The 22,021-nt window shown below is 39.1% G+C and carries 14 protein-coding genes; 11 read left to right on the top strand and 3 right to left on the bottom strand.

The genetic code is table 11. The annotated features are described in order from the left end of the window. Nucleotides 1-9: 9 nt before the first annotated feature. Genes RAH45_RS05120 through RAH45_RS05110 form a run of 3 tightly spaced genes read left to right on the top strand, consistent with a single transcriptional unit; the run spans nucleotide 10 to nucleotide 1,872 of the window. The gene (locus RAH45_RS05120) at nucleotides 10-1,254 is read left to right on the top strand and encodes a site-specific integrase (protein ID WP_306495703.1); all 1,245 of its coding nucleotides are present in this window, start codon (nucleotides 10-12) and stop codon (nucleotides 1,252-1,254) included. Continuing rightward, nucleotides 1,251-1,544 carry a hypothetical protein gene (locus RAH45_RS05115; protein WP_306495702.1) on the top strand — a complete coding sequence of 98 codons (294 nt, stop codon included), beginning with the start codon at nucleotides 1,251-1,253 and terminating at the stop codon, nucleotides 1,542-1,544. The genes RAH45_RS05120 and RAH45_RS05115 overlap by 4 nt, the downstream gene beginning before the upstream one ends. Before the next feature lie 10 nt (nucleotides 1,545-1,554). Further along, nucleotides 1,555-1,872, top strand: a complete 318-nt coding sequence (locus tag RAH45_RS05110) for a hypothetical protein (protein WP_306495700.1) — start codon at nucleotides 1,555-1,557, stop codon at nucleotides 1,870-1,872. Nucleotides 1,873-2,216: 344 nt separating this feature from the next. Here RAH45_RS05110 and RAH45_RS05105 read toward each other — a convergent pair whose 3' ends face one another. Genes RAH45_RS05105 through RAH45_RS05095 form a run of 3 tightly spaced genes read right to left on the bottom strand, consistent with a single transcriptional unit; the run spans nucleotide 2,217 to nucleotide 8,469 of the window. Then, a complete protein-coding gene (locus RAH45_RS05105; RefSeq protein ID WP_306495698.1) occupies nucleotides 2,217-4,325 on the bottom strand; it encodes an AIPR family protein in 2,109 nt (702 codons plus the stop codon). 2 nt (nucleotides 4,326-4,327) lie between these two features. Further along, a complete protein-coding gene (locus RAH45_RS05100) occupies nucleotides 4,328-7,006 on the bottom strand; it encodes a Z1 domain-containing protein (protein WP_306495696.1) in 2,679 nt (892 codons plus the stop codon). Continuing rightward, entirely contained in the window at nucleotides 7,003-8,469 is a 1,467-nt protein-coding gene (locus tag RAH45_RS05095) for an ATP-binding protein (protein ID WP_306495694.1), read from the bottom strand. Before RAH45_RS05095 ends, RAH45_RS05100 begins: the two co-directional genes overlap by 4 nt. A gap of 643 nt (nucleotides 8,470-9,112) precedes the next feature. Between RAH45_RS05095 and RAH45_RS05090 the strand changes: the two genes are divergently transcribed. The 8 genes from RAH45_RS05090 to RAH45_RS05055 all read left to right on the top strand — a co-directional run bounded on the left by RAH45_RS05090 (nucleotide 9,113) and on the right by RAH45_RS05055 (nucleotide 22,010). Then, entirely contained in the window at nucleotides 9,113-9,331 is a 219-nt protein-coding gene (locus RAH45_RS05090) for a hypothetical protein (RefSeq protein WP_286797200.1), read from the top strand. Between the two features lie 77 nt (nucleotides 9,332-9,408). Beyond that, complete coding sequence (locus tag RAH45_RS05085; RefSeq protein WP_306495692.1) at nucleotides 9,409-10,272, top strand: leucine-rich repeat domain-containing protein; 864 nt, start codon at nucleotides 9,409-9,411, stop codon at nucleotides 10,270-10,272. Nucleotides 10,273-10,635: 363 nt separating this feature from the next. Continuing rightward, a complete protein-coding gene (locus RAH45_RS05080; RefSeq protein ID WP_306495690.1) occupies nucleotides 10,636-13,056 on the top strand; it encodes a type I restriction-modification system subunit M in 2,421 nt (806 codons plus the stop codon). Then, the gene (locus tag RAH45_RS05075; protein ID WP_306495689.1) at nucleotides 13,056-14,396 is read left to right on the top strand and encodes a restriction endonuclease subunit S; all 1,341 of its coding nucleotides are present in this window, start codon (nucleotides 13,056-13,058) and stop codon (nucleotides 14,394-14,396) included. The genes RAH45_RS05080 and RAH45_RS05075 overlap by 1 nt, the downstream gene beginning before the upstream one ends. After that, the gene (locus RAH45_RS05070) at nucleotides 14,393-15,925 is read left to right on the top strand and encodes a DUF262 domain-containing protein (protein ID WP_306495688.1); all 1,533 of its coding nucleotides are present in this window, start codon (nucleotides 14,393-14,395) and stop codon (nucleotides 15,923-15,925) included. The genes RAH45_RS05075 and RAH45_RS05070 overlap by 4 nt, the downstream gene beginning before the upstream one ends. 36 nt (nucleotides 15,926-15,961) lie before the next feature. Next, nucleotides 15,962-18,109, top strand: coding sequence for a DUF262 domain-containing protein (locus tag RAH45_RS05065; protein ID WP_306495686.1), 2,148 nt, complete (start codon nucleotides 15,962-15,964; stop codon nucleotides 18,107-18,109). Then, complete coding sequence (locus RAH45_RS05060; protein ID WP_306495684.1) at nucleotides 18,106-21,276, top strand: type I restriction endonuclease subunit R; 3,171 nt, start codon at nucleotides 18,106-18,108, stop codon at nucleotides 21,274-21,276. The genes RAH45_RS05065 and RAH45_RS05060 overlap by 4 nt, the downstream gene beginning before the upstream one ends. Next, nucleotides 21,273-22,010: a M48 family metallopeptidase gene (locus RAH45_RS05055; RefSeq protein ID WP_201559357.1), complete on the top strand. Its 738-nt coding sequence runs from the start codon at nucleotides 21,273-21,275 to the stop codon at nucleotides 22,008-22,010. Before RAH45_RS05060 ends, RAH45_RS05055 begins: the two co-directional genes overlap by 4 nt. Nucleotides 22,011-22,021: the final 11 nt, after the last annotated feature.

Here is a 22,021-nt window from a genome sequence, read left to right as displayed (position 1 = left end):
AGATTTATCATGGCTACTATACAAGGACGGTTTGGCAAACTAATTGCCGACTTCTACTACCTAGGTATACGTTGTCGAGAAAAGACTAGCTTGGAAGATAATCCAGCTAACAGAAAAAAATTAGCGACTGTTTTGAAAAAGATAGATGCAGAAATAACCCTAGGCATCTTCGACTATGGCGCTTACTTTCCGAAGAGTACGCGTTTAAAAGAGATGACAGCACTGGCTGATAGAGCCGAAGCTTGTATCAGTCGTAATCCAACCTTTAGGCAGTTTGTCGATATTTGGTATGAAGAGAAGAAGATTGAATGGCGGCCGAGCTATCGGCAAAAGACGCAGATTATTTTAAATAAGTACTTGTTACCTGAGTTTGGTGGTAAAGCAGTACATGCGATAAAAAAACCAGACTTGCTGACCTTCCGTAGCTCCCTCGCCAAAGTTCGTTACGGTAAAGATGGTCAGTCAAGTCTGTCAGTAGCACGAATCAATCAGATCATGATACTTCTTCGTATGATACTAGAAGAAGCATCAGATCGCCATGAGTTTGAGATGCCTTATAAAAATATTAAGAATCTTAAACAAGCCCGTCCGGATGTAAACCCGTTTACATTGAGTGAGGTATGGCTGATTTTAAAACATGTCCGTGCGGATTATAAGCCCTACTATACCATTCGCTTCTTTACCGGGATGCGTACCAGTGAGATTGATGGGCTTAAATGGGACTGCGTTGACTTTGATCGGCGTGAGATTCGTATTCGCGGTGCATTGGTCAATGGTGAGATGGGTCCGACAAAGACGCTTGGCTCACAGCGTGAGATTGCAATGTCGCAGTTGGTATATAACGCACTGCAAGATCAAAAGGCGGTCACCTATGGTAAGTCAGAATTTGTATTTTGCAATTCACAAGGCAATCCTTTGGAGTATCGCAATGTGAACCGGCGGATATGGAAACCCACGCTCGCCCTACTCGGTCTCAAACATAGGCGCGCGTATCAGACTCGGCATACGGCAGCGACGCTCTGGCTAGCCGCTGGTGAAAACCCTGAATGGATAGCTCGGCAAATGGGGCACAGTAGTACGGAGATGCTGTTTCGGGTGTATAGCCGCTATGTTCCTGATGTGACTCGCCAAGACGGCTCAGCGATAGATAACTTGCTCTTAGCAAGCAAGGAGAAGTTAACCAGCGTATCGAATAGCTCTGAGGCTGAAGAACCAATCTTAGACGCACAAACGGACAAGGAGACGTCACAATGAAAATCATCAATTACGAAGAGCTGTTTGCTGAATTCAAACGCGATGGTGCTATCAGTGAGGATGCCAATGAAATTGCTAATACACTCATTCGTGAGCTTTGTATTCAATCTGGTAAGGGGTTGGCGCGTTTCTTAGGAGTGAAATCTTGTTTTGATAATCATATGGCACTGCGAGTATGGGTGCAGAAGCGCTTGGACTCGAGTCTTGGTTATGTAGTTGAGGATATGCGTTGTCAGCTTCAGAGCGAGCTTTATGAGCTATTACCGCAGTCTGGTTATGACGGCTATTGAGGAGAATGTGATGAGTGTAAAGCTTCAGCCGAATATGACGCAGAATGCAAGAGATCTAAGAATCTGTGAGGATTACTGGGCGTATGATAATAAAGGTGATTATATCGCGCATGTAGAAATCGTTTGTGAGAAGTATGAGATTAGCGCTCAAGTACTGTTCGAGACAGTCGGTGAATGTTTTGCTTATTTAGATGATGTGCGATGCGAGTACTGTGGTTATGTGTGCCCTTTACAGATACCAGCAGACATTCCTTATATGCGCTCAAAAGAGCGTTGGTGCTGTGAGGTATGTGAACATGCTGTATGGCGGGAACATAATCATAGATAAGTCTTTCAAATTTTAAAGCCAGGCAGCTTAGGTTGCCTGGCTTTTTCGTATGCAATATATCTTCTCTTAAATGCAGTCTAAACTTAGTGTGGTAACACAACTTCTCTTCAACGTTTTTTTAGATACTCTCCTTAAGAAACTAGAGTTAATGAGCATGACCCCTAGTGCTTAAAAACAATAGAACATATATTTGTAGAATGACCTATGCTATCGGTCTCTTAAACATTAACTTACGGTGTTTCAATCAGGCACCCTAACCATAAAAGTTAAAACATAATAGCTACCTGCCCTAGTCAGAGACAGATGAATCAATTAAATTAAACAGCTACTTACCATTCTGCACTTTATTTAAGATAAATACCTTTATTCTCAAGGTCATCTAAAACCCTATTAATTGCTGTTACTTGCCCATCAGTAGGGTTTCTTCTAGATTTTCCTAACAATAAATTAGGTATGATAGAAATAATCTCCTCATCTACAGTACTTAATAAGTCATTATTTTTTGCATTGCTAATTAATGTCATCCAATTACTTGGTGGTACTACACAAAGCTCATTAAGACTGTTGGCAGATTTAACAGTCTTCTCTGTCTGTTTTTTTACATCCAAACGTTTTTCTTGAATTACACTGTCAGGCACTAACTGACTTTTAAAGTACATATCTAAAGAAAAATATTCTCCACTATCAATTACTTTTTGGACTACAGTTAAACTTTCTTTAGATTTAGCCATAGATAGTACAGCCTTACCCGTATCTTCGCTCAGCTGATTAAGTAAGTTATTAATTTTCATTGACGTATCTAAAAACTGGTTATGGTAGTGCGCGTTTATAGATTGATTAGTCCAAATTTTTGGGTAATTAAACTCAAGTTTCTCTTTGTCTATTAAAGCTTTTATCACATAAATCGTATACGCAGTCAAAGTAGCTTTAGTATTGCCAACAAATTCCTCTTGTTTATAAACGGCTTTTTTACAGGCTTCCCAGATAATAAATTTAGCAACTAACTCTTGAAAAAAGTAATCATTAATTTGTTCAGGAGATTTTTCCCATATTTTTTCGATAGATTGTGCAAACCCTCTAAATGCGATTTGCGCACCTTTGATAGCATCATGCGGTCTTTTATCAAAAATTAAATATACTTTGGCTAAATCAGTCTTAATGATAAGTTGAGACTTTGGATGTTCAGACCTAAAAGCTTTTTTGCCAGCGTCAGTTAACTTGCTTTGAGCATTTAGATAAGAACCTCTTGCTCGCTCATAATACCAACGAGTCTGCTTGATATTCTCATCAGATGGAGGAGCCCAAACTCGACGTGATATCTCCTCAAGGCGGCGATGAAAGGGATGGTTAGAAAAGAAGTCAGAATCTCTAATAGCATTTTGAGAGTTAGCAAAGCGTGAAATATTACTAATCAGATCATCTGACTTTGAATCGCTAACAACGTTTAGTTTTAATTGAACATGGACATTTTTTAAGCTGGCTTTATCTTTTTTACGAGTAAGTAGTAAAGATGCTGTGGTTTGACCGCCATTGACGATCTGTAAGTTGCTGATCTTTGTTATTGCTTGCTTACTTGGATCATATTCTACATCTGAAGCCGTTGCTGTTAGACCGTTGTTGTAGCTAAAAAATAACTCTGGTTCTGTGTTGATGGTTTTTCTGATCCCTTTATTAATCTTACCTCGGAATTCTAAAAAGCTTCTAACGTTTGCTTCTAGTAATCTAGCACCATACTCATCATATAAGTTAGCTAGAGTATCTCCATTTATTACACACAGATAACTTGTGAGGTCTTCAGATTGGGTCGCCACTAAAGTAGGTATAGCACCACCCCATTCTGCAAGATTGATCTCAATTGCTTCAGATTTAGACTGACTGCTTTCAAGGTCATATAAGCGCTTTACATCCCAAATATCAACTCTTAAAGGAATACTCAGCTCATCATCCACTTCTTTCTTATTAGCTACACGATTACTTAGCTGAGCATTGGTTAAAATAACCAGCTTGATAGACTCAATTCTTTTGTACTTTTGGAAGATTTCTTTTGCAGCAGCATAACCAGAAGAGCTTTCCTCCAAACTATCAATAAATTTATCATCTAAAGAATTATTAAAAAAACGAATTGCAGATTTTTTTAGCTGCTCGATACGAGTGTTAATAAGAGTCTGCAAAGCATCATCATGAATGAACTCATTAATTAAGATCACTAGTTCCAGCTGGTCTAATTCAGGATCATTAAAATCCCCGTTAAAACCTAGCCCATCAATTCGGCCATATCTAGGCTTATAGAAGTGATGCAAATCTAGATCATTAATTACACCTTGTTCTTGCAGGTAGGGAAGAACTTTCTCAATATATAGCGTTTCTTTGTATGCGCCTTCTGATGAAGAATGATGATCTAGCTCATTCATCAAATCCTCATAGTAGCTCTCTAGCTCACTTTTGCTATCCATAGTCATTCCTCCAGCTCTTCATCAATCTCATTTTCATCTCCAAAGTAGTCATTTATAAATACTTTGTTGACAGTGTAGCTAACTGTTTTAGTATTTGCAGATTCTGGAAAGCTGATAGCAAATGCTGGTACATGGGGAAACTTCACACCATCACTCTTTTCACCTTTAGAACTTTGCTTAAGGTCTAGCGACTTAAGCACAAGTAATGGCTTATTTCTGTTTTTTCTGAAAAAACGAGCTGTTTGTGTAACACCCGATTTAACTCGTTCTTTTTCAGCTTTTTCATACTGCTCTTCAGTTAGGCCAAAGGCCTCCTCCCAAGGACGTAAAATACGACCACCACCATCAGCTGTTTTAACGTGATCTGATTGATAGCAAGATTGTGCAAAAGTACGAACTTGTGATTTTCCTTCCTCACCTAAAAAACTCTTGTGTAGGGCAATATCCCAAAGTGCGACCTCTTCTTCTCTGTCACGAATGTAAGTGATTAAAGCATTTTTTCTTTCCATATCATCTATTGAGTATTCATAGCTAGACAATATCGAAATGATCTTATCAACGGATACATCATTTACTAGATAAAACTTATCATCAACTTTATTTTTTTCATGACTAAAAACTATTTTTTTGCCATACTGTTTAGTAATGCTCTGACTGAAGTCTTCAAAACTTTTACGCTGTTTATCTAGATTACCCAATGAAATGCCTCTCAACGTATAAGCTTCTTCCGAAAAGTTCTCAGATAGCCTCATTTCATCGGTATGATGCATTTTATTACGAGCAGTGATTAATAACCCTGTATTACTACTTCTAACTTTTAAGCCGTATTGCGATGGTTTGAAACCATTTTGCTCCATAATTATGAACTCTTTGTCAAGTTCCTGAATAGACTGTGCGATAAATGCATACCATTCAAATGATGCATCCGTGACGTATAACTTACATAAATCATCGTACTTATCTCTATAGCCAAACCAACGACCCATTTGCAGCAGAGTATCACCCATCGCAGTATTACGGATCAGGTAACTAATAGTCAAACCTTCTAGGGTGAAGCCCCTAGAAAGGCTGTACCCTCCGATTGCAATAACATTCAATCCATCGTCATAATTATCATAGTCTAACTTATCATCAGTTTTACTGTTAATAACTCTTACTTTGACAGATTCGATAACCTTTTGAAGTTGCTCAAAAAAACGATCAACTTCACATTCATTACTATAAGGTAAATATTTATTATGAAGTCCTTTTAAGTGGTGATTTAGCATTCGCTCTGCCTGAGCTTTACCCCCTAAATATTTTACGGCACCCTTAATTTCTTCATAAAGCTGACTAATCAGATACAGTACGTCTTTTTGTTCCTGAACCTTGTGAGAGACGTTGATAAGCATAGATGTATGTTTATTACTGACCGGTCGAATACCTTTAATAACGATGCTTATTAGATACTCATAGACAGCATTGATAAGGCTCTGAGGAAGCTCAGTAATTATAAAATCTTTTGGTTTTTTAAGTGGGATAGTTTCATTATTATCATTAATAAACTCAATAAAAGGAGAGTCATAATTAGGCTCTCCTTTTTCATTTAAAAAGAACTTAGTAGCTCCCAGATAGTTAGAAGGGGCTTCTAAAGTGAAAATAAAGTCTTTAGGAAATAGATCTTCATCTAAGTCTTTATTTTTATCTTCATGATCAATGAAAATATTAGCAAATGGTGTTGCTGTGTAACCAATGTAAGAGCCTTGATGGAACAAATTAAGTATTTCTCTAATTTGTCCATTAATTTTAGTTGTTTCATTTGGCTTTTTACTGGTGTTGACTGATGCATTATCAGCCTCATCATCAATAATTAAAGCTGGCGCTTTATTAAAACGCTTTCCCTCTTCATTATCACGCAACCACTCAATAATATTTTTTAGTGTTACATGATTTTTCTTAACAACCATAATTATTGGAGTTTTCGCATTCTCTGGACTAACAGCATTTAAAGCACGTATCTTTCCATTGAAGTCATCTGCTACAGTAGTAAGACAGTGAGGTTTATTAGACTTTACTAATTCAAACTCCTTTGAGTTTCTATCTTTAATTCCTCCTACCCCAACGTATTCTTGCGTTTCACTGTTACATCCTATAAAACCTTTATTAACGCGTTTTTGTGTCTGTGATCTAAGATTATTATGAATTCCAGTAATCAGAATAATCAGCTTATAACCATAATCAGCAGCAAGATTAATTAGGGATAAGTAATTTGCTGTTTTACCTGATTGGACGTTACCTACTACTAAGCCTTGACGCCTAAAAGGTAGATCCTCATTCGGGTTGCCCAGTCGCTCCAATATATCCCTATTCGTTATTTTCATGATATTAATTACTTTGTCAGGCAACTGCTCTTTTGTACGTAAGTAGTTATAATATCGTTCGCTATAATATTCGTTGCTATCCACGGTATGTAACCACGGTTTTATCTCTTGATCATCAAGTACATGCGCTTGATTCTGATCAGTATTGAAATAAGTTTCAAGCTTAAGGTTAATTAAATCAAAGTCTTTCTGGAATTCTTTTGCATCAAAGCCATGCATAAGCATTGACATTCTTACAGCATCAGCAGATAACAAATCTTTGTTATTTATCATACTGATAAGGCAAACTTCATATATTCCGTTAATTTGTTCATTGTTCATAGCTTAGCCTCTATTTTCTCTAAAAATAAATTCCAATTTCCTTTGTAGTTACTGTAAGGTTCCGTCAACTCAAAAAACCCAGCAATAATACTTAAATCCAATTGCATGTCAGAAAAGTTATCTAAATAGCTTATAGCTAAACTCTCAAGCTCTTCATCAGTATGCTTAGTCTTGAATTCTGTGGGCGAGTTAGCATAATCCACATATAACTGATCGATAGGAAAACTCTGCTCAACCAGCCTTATTAGCTCATTTAACTGCCCAGATTGACTAGAGTCCAAGCTTTCTAGAAGCTGTTTAATTAAAGGGTACTCTCTGTTGACCTGATATGACTTCAAACCCTTATTGGTATATTGATGCCATATTGGTGTCGTATTTGCTTTTTGCCGATAGCCCTTAGAGGTATAAACATTTTTAGAGCCTGAAATATACGTATTTATATATCGCTTGAGCTGGTCACGAATTTGTTCTGGTGGTTTAGCATGTGACTTCTTAATATCAATATGCCATTCACTATCAAAATTATTAGGCAAATCAATTTCGATTCTGGTTAAGGCTGTAAGATCAGATTTCCCTGTTAATCTAAACCAATCTCCTGATATCAAGAGTCGATCGGCTCTATAAACATAAAAACCTTGGTTGTCTCGATAACTACCTAAGGAGTACTTCTCATACTCATCTTTGGTACATTTAGAATGATGTGGCAATGTATAACCTTGAAGGGTTATATAAGTATTTTTGTACTTTATAGATTCAAGCTTGTGGATTTGAGTAGCAGGTGAGTGGCGGAAAAATGGATCGACAAAATCAACTTTTCTCCCATTAATACTAATACTTAAATTATTAGCCGACCTATACGACTTATCTAAAAATCGATGGAAAACTAAATTAAGATGGGTTTCAGCAGCTTCAAACTTTTGAAATAAATGCTTTTCATTACTGATCTGATGATCATCATTCAAACGGTCACAGTTCTCCCATAAGACAAGAGTTCCAGTGTCCTGCAATTGATCAACTTGATAAATTGAGCTGATTTCGTCTTGACCCAGTTGGATTAATGACCATTCGTTGGTGTCTGTTACCTGATCAAGATCCCAACACATAGCCCAAATATCTTCAAACTGTTTAGAAACTACGGTTAAACGCTTGCATTGAGAGAATGAGGCCGTCTTAAGACCCAAACCAAATCTTCCCAGATCTTTATTAGACCTTTCAACTAAAGGGCTTTTAGAGCCAATAGTCATGGCTTTTATGAGCTCCTCTTTATTCATTCCATCACCATTATCAATAATGGCGACTTTGGTTTCTGGAAGTGTCTCAAAAATGATATCTACATTACTAGCACCTGCAGTAATGCTGTTATCAATCAGGTCAGCTAACGCAGTATCAAGCTCATATCCAATGTCTCTTAGAGATTGCATGAGCGCTGCCGCATTAGGTGGACTATCTATGGTTAATAACATATCTATAATTACTCCGTAATTTTCCGTTTTTGTAATTTCTAAGCAAAGTATTTAATCAATTTGATATGCATTAAAGCTTTTACCTTTCTCGTACTACAAAAAAACCATTCTCCACCATAAGACTGAAATAATGATCAGTCAACCAAGTTATGATAAGTTTCGAAGATATATAGATAATTAGCTTATATCATTTAAAAAACACGCATATTCAGCTTCTTTTGAATTTAATAGTATGCCTTCTTCTTAAATTTTTCTCCCAACTATACTATGAAACTTTGTGGTGTCCTAAAAAGTATGCTAGTGATAAAAGTCGATAAGAAATCTATGCTACGTTCTGTGATCCTACAGGACTTTCAAGGATTAAAGAGTTCTTTAAACTTTAATAAGCATAATTTTAGGACACTATCAAAATTTTTATCTAGTCGTTAGTTTACTAACTTTAATTCTAAAATTTCTTTAACATAGCGCAATTTCACTTTTGACAAATAATAAACAGCTTGCTATGATAAAAAACATCGTGGGTTTACGGCTACTTCCAGCGCGATGAAAAACAAAGACTGGTAAAACGCACAACTCCTTTTTGCTCTGTAAGGTGACTGTGTCGTTTCAATTTGACACAGACAGAGCAACAGGAGATTTCTTTATGACTACTTCTAGTCAATTACATCCAAACTTTAAACCTCTCAATCATTTTCCTCATACTCAGCGACTGAGCCTTATGAGTGCTTTCTGCTATTCCGCTTTTTTAAGCAAACCCATAAAACCGCTTCATAAACCTTTATCAGTTTCAGGCACTGGTATATCAAGCTTTGTTAAAAATATGGCTTACCTTGGTTTTATTACTGTGCCCAACTGCTCTTAAGTTTGACACATAGCAATAAGACTAGCTAAGAATTTGAATGCATTCACCTCATTTAACGATTATTAAAAGGCAACCTTATGACAGCATATAGCGGTAAAACCAACCAAGATGACAACACTAATAGCAAGCAAGATACGGGCGTTGAAGACTGGATGACACAGATATGGGATTGGATTGATAACCATAATATAGCAGGCAGCTCTGACAGCACCGTCCCTCGTGAACCTGAAGCGTTACGCCAGTTAGAGCGACTGGATTTGGGATATGGAAAATCAACGAGTTATAGTTATATTGATAATAAGTCAGTATTACAAAGCGAAAGTGAGTCTACTGAGCCATTACCTAGCGCTATCGGCCATTTAAAAAATCTAAAGTATCTTAGACTCAGAGGTTTTAATGAGTTGCCGGACCAGATTGCTCAACTAGATAACTTAGAGACACTGGTTTATATGGACTGCGCTTTCACTGAGTTTCCAAAGGTGCTGTGTAAACTAAAGAATCTTAAAGCGCTTAACATCTTTTCAAAAAGCTTAGAGAGACTTCCTAATGAGCTTGGTAATCTATCTTCACTTACCCATTTTGATATGAGAGGAACGCAGGTTCAGGAGTTACCAGATGCTATTGGCAATCTAAGCAAACTCACAATTATTGAGCTATATGCCAATGAATATTTGAAGGTTTTGCCTGAGAGTATCGGAAATTTAACAAACCTTGAAAAACTAGAGATACGTGCTTCTGATCTCAAAACCCTGCCAAGCTCGATAGGCAATCTAAAGCAATTAAAAAGTCTTGGACTCTATCACAATGGCCTACAAAGTTTGCCTGATAGTGTTACCAATCTAACAGCATTGGAGCAGCTCGATGTCACGGAAAACTCTCTCTCGGATGTATCAGAAGCTGTCAGTCGATTTATGGCTGGTGTTGATGGTAAGACATGTTAGAAAGAAATACCACACAATATCGCAAGCTCAGTTTGAGGCTATTGCTCAGTCATTGAAATAAACTTCAACCGTCCAAGATTTGGGGGTAGGTTTTTTGATAACCAAAAAGCCTGCACCATTAGTCAAAGAAGTTTCCCATACTCATTTAAGCTACTATCGACTTCTCACGACAACAGATGACGTATAATACTCTAATGCTATTCAAATAAACTTCTTATTTATTTATACTTAATCCAAACTAGAGTCGACAAATACCAATCCTAGATGTTCGTGTATATGACAAGCAAACAAGCTGTAATGTGATACCATTCTTCGATAATTTTTCATTTAATAAAACCTCCTCTGATCATAAGATTTATAACTATGGCACTTAAGAAAACCGAGATTTATTCTACCCTTTGGGCAAGTTGCAATGAATTACGTGGCGGCATGGATGCCAGCCAATACAAAGACTACGTATTGACCATGCTATTTATGAAGTATGTGTCTGATAAATATAAAAACGATGCCTTTGGCGACATCTTAGTACCAGAAGGCGGTAGCTTCGATGATATGGTCGCGCTGAAAGGTGACAAAGAAATTGGCGAAAAGGTCGACAAGATTATCGCTAAGCTGGCTGAAGCCAACGGTTTGCGCGGTGTCATTGATGTTGCTGACTTTAACGATGAAGAAAAGCTCGGTACAGGCAAAGAGCATGTCGATCGCTTGTCGAAGCTGATTGGTATCTTTGAAGGATTGGATTTATCAGGCAACCGTGCTGATGGTGATGACTTACTAGGCGATGCTTACGAGTACCTCATGCGTCACTTCGCTACAGAATCTGGCAAATCAAAGGGACAGTTTTATACGCCATCAGAAGTGTCACGTATTTTGGCGAAGATTATCGGCGTTGACGACAATACACCACAAGATGCGACGGTGTATGACCCTGCGTGTGGTTCAGGCTCCCTGCTATTAAAGGTCAGTGATGAAGCGCCACGTGGCTTGACTATCTATGGTCAAGAAATGGACTTTGCCACTACCGCATTGGCAAAGATGAACATGATATTGCATGGGGCGACGGGTGCTGATATCTACAAAGGCAACACCCTATCCTCTCCGCACTTTGTAGAAGGCAGTCAACTCAAGACGTTTGATTTCATCGTGGCAAACCCGCCTTTTAGTAATAAAAACTGGACCAGTGGCTTAAACCCAGAGTCCGATGAGTTTGACCGTTTCACTTGGGGTATTCCGCCTGAGAAGAACGGTGATTATGCTTTTCTTTTACATATTATCAAAAGTTTAAAAAGCACTGGTGTTGGCGCAGTGATCCTACCCCATGGTGTGCTGTTCCGTGGTAACGCTGAAGCACATATACGTCAGAACCTCATCAAGCAAGGCTACATTAAAGGCATCATCGGCTTGCCAGCCAACCTCTTCTACGGTACAGGCATCCCTGCTTGTGTCATCGTGATAGATAAAAATACTGCTGAGAGCCGAGCAAAAGGTGATGCGGGTCTGTTTATGATAGATGCCAGCCGCGGCTACATGAAAGATGGCAATAAAAACCGCCTACGTAGTCAAGATATCCACAAAATCGTTGATGTCTTTAATTCTCAAATCGCTCTAGAAGGCTATAGCCGAATGATTGAGCTGGATGAAATCATTGAAAACGATTATAACTTAAACATTCCTCGCTATATCGATGCCAGTATCGATGAAGATCAGCATAATCTGAACGCGCATTTAAAAGGCGGTATCCCTGTCGCAGATATCGACTCTCTAGAGTCTTATTGGCAAGTACTACCTACCTTACGCCAGACGCTATTTTCTGATTTGCGTGAAGGTTATCGTGAGTGTCTTGTGGCATCGACAGAAGTCAAAGCAGCGGTATTGGCTCATCCTGAGTTTATTGCCTTTGCTGAGCAGAGCTTAACGCCATTCAATGACTGGTGGCAAGCTACCCAGTTAAATGAAATCACCAAAGGCGATAGACCTAAAGCGCTTATTCACAAAATTAGTGAAGATCTGCTACAGCGCTACGAGGTAGCGCCCCTTCTCGATAAATATGATATCTATCAAATATTGATGGACTACTGGAGTGAGAGCTTGCAGGACGACATCTATGCTATTAGCCAAGATGGCTGGACTATCGGCAGTCAGCTACGCAAGCTGGTCGTGGCTAAAGGTGAAAAGCTTAAAGAAGAGCCTGACCTGATTATCAATAAGGTCAAGTACAAAGCCGAGCTGATCCCGCCAGCGCTAATCATCGACCGCTACTATAGCGATGAGCAAGCCCATATCGATGCGCTACAAGCTGAGCTAGATACTGCTTCAAGTACCATAGCTGACTATACGGAAGAGCATGGAGATGAAGAAGGCTTGCTAGCAGATGCCGCCACTGACAAAGGCAGCTTTACTAAATCGAGCGTCAATGCTCGTCTCAAGCTCGCCACCGATAGCGAAGAAATCACTGCTTTAAAACAACTGCTGACGTATTTCGATGCAGAAGCCAATGCCAAGAAATCACTAAAAGAAGCACAAGAGGCATTGGATGTGGCGGTATTTAAGCACTATCCAACTTTGGATGAAGCGGCTATTAAAACGTTACTAATCGAGGATAAATGGCACGCCACGCTACAAGGGCGTATCGAAGATGAGATTGAGCGTATCACCGCTCAGCTTGCTAATCGTATCAAGGAGCTGGATGAGCGTTATGCTGAGCCCTTATCGCAAATCGTCGATGAAGTAGAGACGTTAAGCCAAAAAGTACAAGCGCATCTGCAAGCGATGGGAGTGGCGTAATGAGTGAGGTTAAAATACCTGAGGGCTATAAACAAACTGAGGTTGGTGTTATTCCTGAGGACTGGAAACTATTAACTATTGATGATGTTGCTTCATTTTCTGGTGGCTCTCAGCCCCCTAGAAGCACTTTTATATTTTCCCCTCGCCCTAGTTATATTCGGTTAATCCAAATTAGAGATTACAAAACATCTAATTTTGAAACTTATATACCTGAGCACTTGGCAAATAAGAAATGTAAAAACACTGATATTATGATTGGTCGATATGGTCCACCCATTTTTCAAATTCTTAGAGGTATTGAAGGAGCTTATAATGTTGCACTCATCAAAGCTACACCGAGCAATGATATTCAGCGTGAGTATCTTTACTACTTCTTAAAGACAGAAAAGCTTTTCCAATTAATGGAGCTACTATCACGTCGATCTTCAGGTCAAACAGGAGTAGAGCTTCCTGCACTCAAAGCGTACCCAATTCCTCTACCTCCAAAGTCTGAACAAACCGCTATCGCCACTGCCCTATCTGATGTCGATAACTTAATCCAATCACTAGAAAAGCTGATTGCCAAAAAAGAAGTGATTAAAACGGGGACGATGCAACAGCTAATCACGGGCAAAACTCGCCTACCTGAGTTTGCTACTAATGCAGATGGTAGTGCTAAAGGGTTTAAACAGACTGAGTTGGGGCGGATTCCTGAGGATTGGGAGGTTAGAAAAGTAAAAAGCTTTACAGATTGTACATCGGGAGGAACTCCAAGCACAACAGTACGCTCATATTGGGGAGGCGTACACCCATGGATGAGTTCAGGAGAGCTCCATTTGAAAAAGGTTTACGATGTTAAAGAACGAATTACTGATAAAGGCTTAGAAAATAGTAGTACAAAGTACATTCCTAAAAACTCCATTCTAATTGGCCTTGCTGGGCAAGGTAAAACTCGTGGAACTGTTGCCATTTCTAAAATTTCTTTATGTACGAATCAATCAATAGGGGCAATTCTACCATCTAAAGAATTTGATTCAGAATATTTGTACTACAACCTTGACACACGTTATGAAGAGTTACGTTCGCTTTCAACTGGAGATGGGGGTCGTGGAGGTTTAAATTTGACAATTTTAAGAAACTTACTTTTTCTATTTCCATCTAAGAAAGAACAAACTGCCATCGCCACTACTCTCTCCGATATGGATGCCGAGATTCAAGCACTGCAGCAGCGCTTGGGGAAAACCAAAGACATCAAGCAAGGCATGATGCAGCAGCTGTTGACTGGCAAGGTGCGGTTGCTAGATTCATCTGCTAAGTCAGACACCCAAACGTTAGCTAGTAAAGGCGAGCTGCAAGCATGAGTGACTCCACAACCTTAGAGCATGAAACTATCGTCTCCGTAGCCGACCTGCTGAATGAAAGCCGCCTAACTATCCCTGAGTATCAGCGCCCCTACAAATGGGATCAGCACAATATCGCTAGTTTATTCAACGATATCAAAACCCAAAGCGACAAGCCCGCCTATCGACTGGGCACTATCGTACTGCATAGATCTGAAAACGATGAGGGCAACGTTGTTCTTAATATCGTCGATGGTCAGCAGCGCACATTGACACTGATGCTGACGGTCATGGCAATTATCAAACATTATCATCTTGATGACTCAACTCAGCCTGAATCTGAGCAAACGATTCGCGAGGTATTAGGTAATCTTACTCAGAGCGTACCAAAGCTGGCTGAACGGCAAAAGTTTGCCAGTGATATCTCTGTCTATAATCTGCATACAAACTTTCAAGAGATACTACGCATTATCAGCCGTGGAGAGCTGAGTACCGACCATATCGACTTTTTGCTACATAAGTGTCAAGTCGTCATCTTTATCTTAGAAGATGAGTCAGAAGCGTTTCAGTTTTTTGACTCACAGAACTCCCGCGGCAAAGAGCTTTATCCGCATGACTTGCTTAAGGCTTTTCATTTGCGTGAGTTTGATACCGATGATCAGGAACTAAAAGCTAAGACGGTAGCGTATTGGGAAAAATTAGATGATGACAAGCTAGCGAAGTTATTCGCCCATCACTTGTTTAGAATCAAACATTGGTCGCAGCGTAAGTCTGCTCGTTCTTTTACCAAAAATCATATCGATGTCTTTAAAGGAATTAACTTAGATAAAGACCATCTACCTCCGTACGCTCAAACCCTGCTTATCACTAAGCACTATATTGATCAATATAACGCCAGCTCGGACCGAGTTATTGATAAGCAAATCATGCCTTACCCTTTTCAGCTTGATCAAACCATTGTTAATGGGCAGCGATTTTTTGATATGGTTCAGCACTATCACACTTTGATCAAACAGATAAAACAAGCGCCCGTTTATGATGCTACTCTCCGTAAGTTAAAGGACACAGACTGCCACGCCATTATGGATACTGATAGTAGCTGCTGTTCCGTTGTGTTGAGCAATCACACTTTGAATACGCGAGCTTCTGCCATTATCCATACGCTTAATACTTATAGCGAAGGCCACAGAAAAGGCGATAAATATAGCCGTAATTTATTCGATAACGCATTGATTTATTATATTGATAAATTCGGTACGCAGGATTTGTCGCAAGCTATTGAGGCTATATTCATTTGGGCTTATAGCATGCGCTTGACTGAGTACGCAGTTAGGCTATCTACGCTGGATAATACTGCCAAAAGTTATGATGGGATATTTAGAATTATTCAACAATCTATCTCTGCTAAAGAGATTTTAGTCACCAACAAACTTTCTATCAATAAAACAGCTGTTGATAAAAATAATAAACCAATTAATGAAGATGCTGATAGTGCAAGTAAACACTATAAAATCTATAAACTATTTAAGCATCTAAACTATTTAGTTTAATGATTATTTGAGCTAAATTTTTCTAGGACTTATGACATGACAGAACCATCAGTACTCTCACTAAACCTACAACAGCTACTTACAGAGCACTCATACCTGATTCCTATGTATCAGCGCAACTATGCTTGGGGTAAGGGTGAGATTCAAGCGCTCATTGATGACGTGCTAGATGCTTGTCAAAAAGACGCTCCTTATTATATAGGTACTCTTGTTGTGTTTAAAAGAAAGGATGGCACACTAGAAGTCATAGACGGTCAACAGAGGCTGACTACACTTACCCTTCTAGCCCTATGTTTAGATAACAATGAGAACTCTAATTGTGCCCAATATTTACTAGACTTTAAAAAACCTAATATATATTTTGAAAGTCGTCCTCAATCACACGAAACTCTTCAGCTACTTTTTGATGGTACGCAAGAAACAGATTTAAAGTATGAGAGCCTAAATGGAGCTATTTTAGATGGTTTTAAAATAATAAAAGAGGTCTTACAACAGTCTTTCAAAATAGATGATAAGACTAAAAGCTCTAAAATAACTCTGAATCAATTCTGTACATATCTATTTGAAAAAGTACTAATAGCTCAAGTACCTGTACCTGAGGAAACAGACCTAAACCATTATTTTGAAGTGATGAATAACCGAGGTGAACAGTTAGAAAAGCATGAAATTATAAAGGCGCGGTTGTTATCAATTATTGAAGAAGCGAAGGAAAAGGATATAGAAACTGATGATAAAAAATTAGCTAAAGCCCTAATTCATGATGTTTGGGAAGCCTGCGCCAACATGAATAAGTATGTGCAGTATGGTTTTAATACTAGCCTACGCACAGCTATATTTTCAGGGGGATGGAATAATCTTACAGCGATGAAATTCCAAGATCTATTAGCGCATTATAAAAATAATGCAGAAGATGAAGCACTTAAGCAAAGCAACCTAAATCAGAAAGTTGCTAACCCTATTAAAGGTGAAACGGCTAACTCAAGTTTATCATTACACAAAATTTTATTTGATGAAGACACGGTTATTCCTCCTAACCCTAAAGACAAAAATAAGAACAAAGATGATGACAGTGAGATTTATTACAGCGTAGTCAATTTTCCAAACTTCTTATTGCATGTTCTAAAGATTATGCTAAATACAGATGGCGAATTAGTAGACATCTCACTAGATGATAAGCAGTTGTTACCACAGTTTGAAAAATATATTATAGGTAGGGATGTAGCAGAACCCTATGAGCAGACTACAAAATTTATTTATGCTTTACTTAAAACTAAGTTCTTATTTGATAAATACGTGATCAAGCGTAAACCACTTGATGATAAGCATTGGTCATTAGAAAAATTAGAAAAAAGAGGCAAAGACCGCCCTCTAGATTTTTATAACAGTTTTGAAGATGAGAAAACTAATAAAAAACTGATAATGTTGCAGAGCGTTTTTCACGTGTCAGCGCCAACCATGAACTATAAGCATTGGTTGAATGCTAGCCTGTACTATCTACATAACAGCTTTAAAGAAAGTTATGACTTGAATGGTAAACAAGTTATTAACGGTGACAAGTATATCCAATATCTAGAAGGACTTGCTCGTGCATTTATGTTAAGACTCTATTTAACTAATGAACGAGATAATTATCACCAAATCATTTATCAAACCTCAGACTTTAATCAAGTCCTATCTAAAGATACTGACGATAATTTGAATCCTGATAGTTTACGTACACATATTAGGCATTATCTTAGGTATGGCAATATTCGTAATATCTTCGTATTTAATTATTTAGATTATTTGCTTTGGAAAAAGGGTAACGGGCCTAAATTTATATTTACTGCTCGAAGCTCTATAGAACACTTTTACCCTCAAAATAAACGAGATGATAAACTTTTTATAGATGATAAAAATACAGAAGATACGCTACTTCATTCGTTTGGCAATTTGTGTTTGATTAGTCATAGCCTTAACTCGCGAGTAAGCAATGATATGCCTGAAGTAAAGGTGAAATATTTTTCAGATGGTAGAGATATTGAAAATGGGCAAATTGATAGCTTAAAACTACTTAAAATGGTTGAATACACTAAAAATAAAAAAGAAATATGGGATAAAACAATGATCCAAACTCATGAAGATGAAATGTTAGAGATTTTGATGCAAGGTCTTAATCTAATTTCAGAGGACGCTGAATCATGAGTAACGTCACTGACATAGAAAAACTCACACAAAACCGTGTCGTACGATTCTTTACCGACACACTAGGCTACCGTTATCTAGGCGACTTCAAAGACCGACCTAATAACAAAAACATTGAGTCCGAGATTTTAGCGGCGTGGCTAAGCTCACGTAACGTCAGCCGTACGCTGCAAAATAGAGCCATAAACGCTCTAGAAAAAGCAGCCGCTATAGGCAGTGGCGTTAAATTATACGATGCCAATAAAAAGGTCTATGAACTACTGCGCTATGGCATTAAAGAAAAAGAAGGTACTGGTGATCATAAAGAGACCGTCTGGTTGATTGATTGGGACAACATAGAGGTCAATGACTTTGCCATTGCCGAAGAAGTCTCCATCAATGGCGAAAATAAAAAACGTCCCGATATTGTCCTTTATGTCAACGGTATTGCACTGGGCGTGATCGAGCTTAAACGCTCAACCATCAACGTCACCGAAGGCATTCATCAGAACCTAGACAACCAAAAGAAAGAATTTATTCGCAGCTTCTTTAGCACTATTCAATTGGTTATGGCAGGTAATGATACCCAAGGTTTACGCTATGGCACGATCGAAACGCCTGAGAAGTATTATTTAGAATGGAAAGAAGCCAACCCCAATCATACGCCCCAGTCTGATTCTAGCGTACCGACGCATCTTACTTTAGCAAACGCTAACTTCACCGATCAGCCCTTAGACTTCCATCTATATCATATGTGCAATAAGCACCGATTTTTAGACATCATCAATAACTTCATTGTTTTTGATTCGGGTGTCAAAAAGACTTGCCGACACAATCAGTATTTCGGGATACAGGCGGCAAAAAAACACATTGCTCAGCGCAAGGATGGGATTGTTTGGCATACCCAAGGCTCAGGCAAAAGCTTGACCATGGTTTGGCTGGCTAAATGGATACGGGAGAATGTTACCAATAGCCGTGTACTCATTATTACTGACCGTACCGAGCTTGATGAACAAATTGAGAAGGTCTTTTTTGGTGTCGATGAATCAATATATCGCACCAAGAGCGGTGCTGATCTTATTAGCCAGTTAAATCAGCCTAACCCTTGGTTGCTCTGCTCCTTAGTTCATAAATTTGGTCGCGGCGGTGATGATGATAGCCATGACAGTAAAGACACAGACGACTTTATAAAGGAAATTCAAGCCAGCTTACCGTCAGACTTTAGCCCTAAGGGCGATTTATTTGTCTTTGTTGATGAGTGTCACCGCACTCAGTCTGGCAAGCTGCACAGCGCTATGAAGGCATTATTGCCAGAAGCGATGTTTGTCGGTTTTACCGGCACGCCACTACTCAAAAAAGATAAGAAGAAATCTATCGAAGTATTTGGACCCTTTATTCACACCTACAAGTTCGATGAAGCAGTTGCTGACGGTGTGGTATTGGACCTCCTGTATGAAGCACGTGATATCGATCAACAGCTTACCTCCTCTAAGAAAGTCGATGAATGGTTCGATGCTCATACTCGTGGCTTAACCAATATTGCTAAAAGCCAGCTTAAGCAAAAATGGGGAACCATGCAGCGGGTTCTGTCTAGCCAGTCGCGCATAGAGTGCATCGTCAATGACATCTTGCTCGATATGCAGAAAAAGCCAAGGCTTATGGATGGTCATGGCAATGCCATGCTTGTGTGCAATAGTATTTATCAAGCCTGTAAATCTTATGAGGCCTTTGAGAACTCTTTCTTGAAAGGCAAAGTGGCAATTGTGACCAGTTACTTACCAACTGCAGATAGCATCAAAGGGGAAGAAACTGGCGAAGGCATGACAGAGAAGCTTTTCAAATATCGAATCTATCGCAGGATGATTGCTGATTATTATGATATAAGCGAACAAGAAGCAGGTTCTAAGGCCGAGGACTTTGAAAAGTCAGTTAAAAAACGCTTCATCGAAGAACCAGGTCAAATGCGCCTACTAATAGTCGTCGATAAACTGCTAACAGGATTTGATGCCCCTTCTGCTACTTATCTATATATTGATAAAAAGATGGCTGATCATAACCTTTTTCAGGCTATTTGCCGGGTTAATAGACTCGATGGTGCAGAAAAAGACTATGGCTATATCATTGATTATCAGGATCTATTTCAGTCTTTAAATAGTACTATCTCTGACTATACGCAAGGCGCGTTTTCGGAATACGAAGATGAAGATATTGATGGGCTGTTAAAGAACCGCTTAACTGCGGCAAAACAAAACCTAGATGATGCCCTAGAGATGGTCAGAGGACTGTGTGAACCTGTTAAACACCCTAGAAATACACAAGATTATGGTGCTTACTTTTGTCCTAGCGAGGGCACGACTGAGGCTGAAAAAATAGAACAAGAACAGCTTAGACTCACCCTGTACAAAAGCGTCTCCAAACTGATACGTGCTTATGGAAATATTGCCAATGAAATGGCGGAAGCGGGATATAACGATCAGGAGATCAAACGCATCAAAGATGATGTAAAGCACTTTGAGTCGGTTCGTAATAACATCAAGCTTATGAGTGGCGACCATATCGATATGAAAAGCTACGAGCCGACCATGCGTAGGATGTTAGACACTTATATTCATGCCACCCCTAGTGAGACGGTTATCGACTTTGAAGATTTAGGACTTATTGAGTTAATTGTCAATCAAGGGCCTGAAGCTTTAATCAAAGCCATACCTGAGGATATAGCGAGCAACCCTGAAAACGTCGCAGAGACCATCGAAAATAACGTGCGCAAAACGATTGTCGATGAAAACCCCGTCAACCCAAAGTACTACGAGCATATGTCTGCCCTACTCGATGAGCTCATTGAGCTACGCCGACAAAAAGCCATTGCTTACGCTGAGTACTTACAAAAAATACGCCAGCTAGCCTCTAAAGTAATTAACCCGACTGGCAGTGCAGGTGGTGACGCATACCCTGAGACCATTAACACCCCTGCTAAACGCGCACTATATGATAATTTGGATCAGAATGAAGACTTGGCAGATAAAGTTGATGCAGCTATTCGCCTCCATAAACAGGCTGATTGGCAAGGTCATCTAATTAAAGAGCGCAAGATTACAAATGCGGTGCATCAGGTCATCAAAGAATATGAAGTTGATACTGACTTAGAAGAGCTGATTAGTTTGGTGAAAGCACAACAGGAATATCAGTGATTATTAAGTCAGCCTTTATTAAAATTGGTGAGCTAGATATACATCTAACTCGCAAGGATATTAAAAACCTACATATCAGCGTGATGCCACCTGATGGACAGGTCAGAGTATCTGCACCTGATGCTATGACCGATACGGCCATTCGGATGGCTGTCATCCACCGTATACCCTGGATTCGGCGTCAGCAGGCTGCCTTTGCCAAGCAAGAGCGTCAATCTACAAGGGAGATGGTAAATGGAGAGACGCATTATCTTTGGGGCAAGCGTTACCGACTTCAAGTGATTGAGAGCGATACCCTCAAATCTCAGACGATCAAACTAAAGGGCGGTAAGCTTGTCCTAACCGTAAACACTGATGCCTCAGAGGAAGTAAAACTTAAGGTATTGACTGAATACTATCGTGGCCGACTAAAAGCTAGAGCACCCGATCTTATCGATAAGTGGTCAAAGAAAACTGACGTCACTATAAATAGCTGGCAGATCCAAAAAATGAAAACAAAATGGGGCAGCTGTAATGTAGAAGAAGGAAATATACGGCTTAATTTAGATTTAGCTAAAAAGCCTCTGCCCTGTTTGGAATATATCATTTTGCATGAACTGCTACATTTCAAAGAAAGGCAGCACAACGATAGATTTAAAGCTCTACTCGACATTTACATGCCAGACTGGCGATCTAGACGAGATTTACTCAACCAAATGCCATTAAACCAGGAAAACTGGAAACATCAAAAATAGTACTTCAACTA

The organism is Psychrobacter sp. van23A (genome assembly GCF_030845275.1).
Lineage (GTDB): Bacteria > Pseudomonadota > Gammaproteobacteria > Pseudomonadales > Moraxellaceae > Psychrobacter > Psychrobacter faecalis.
Note: the sequence above shows the minus strand (reverse complement) of the source record. Positions and strands in the feature narration are given on the sequence as shown.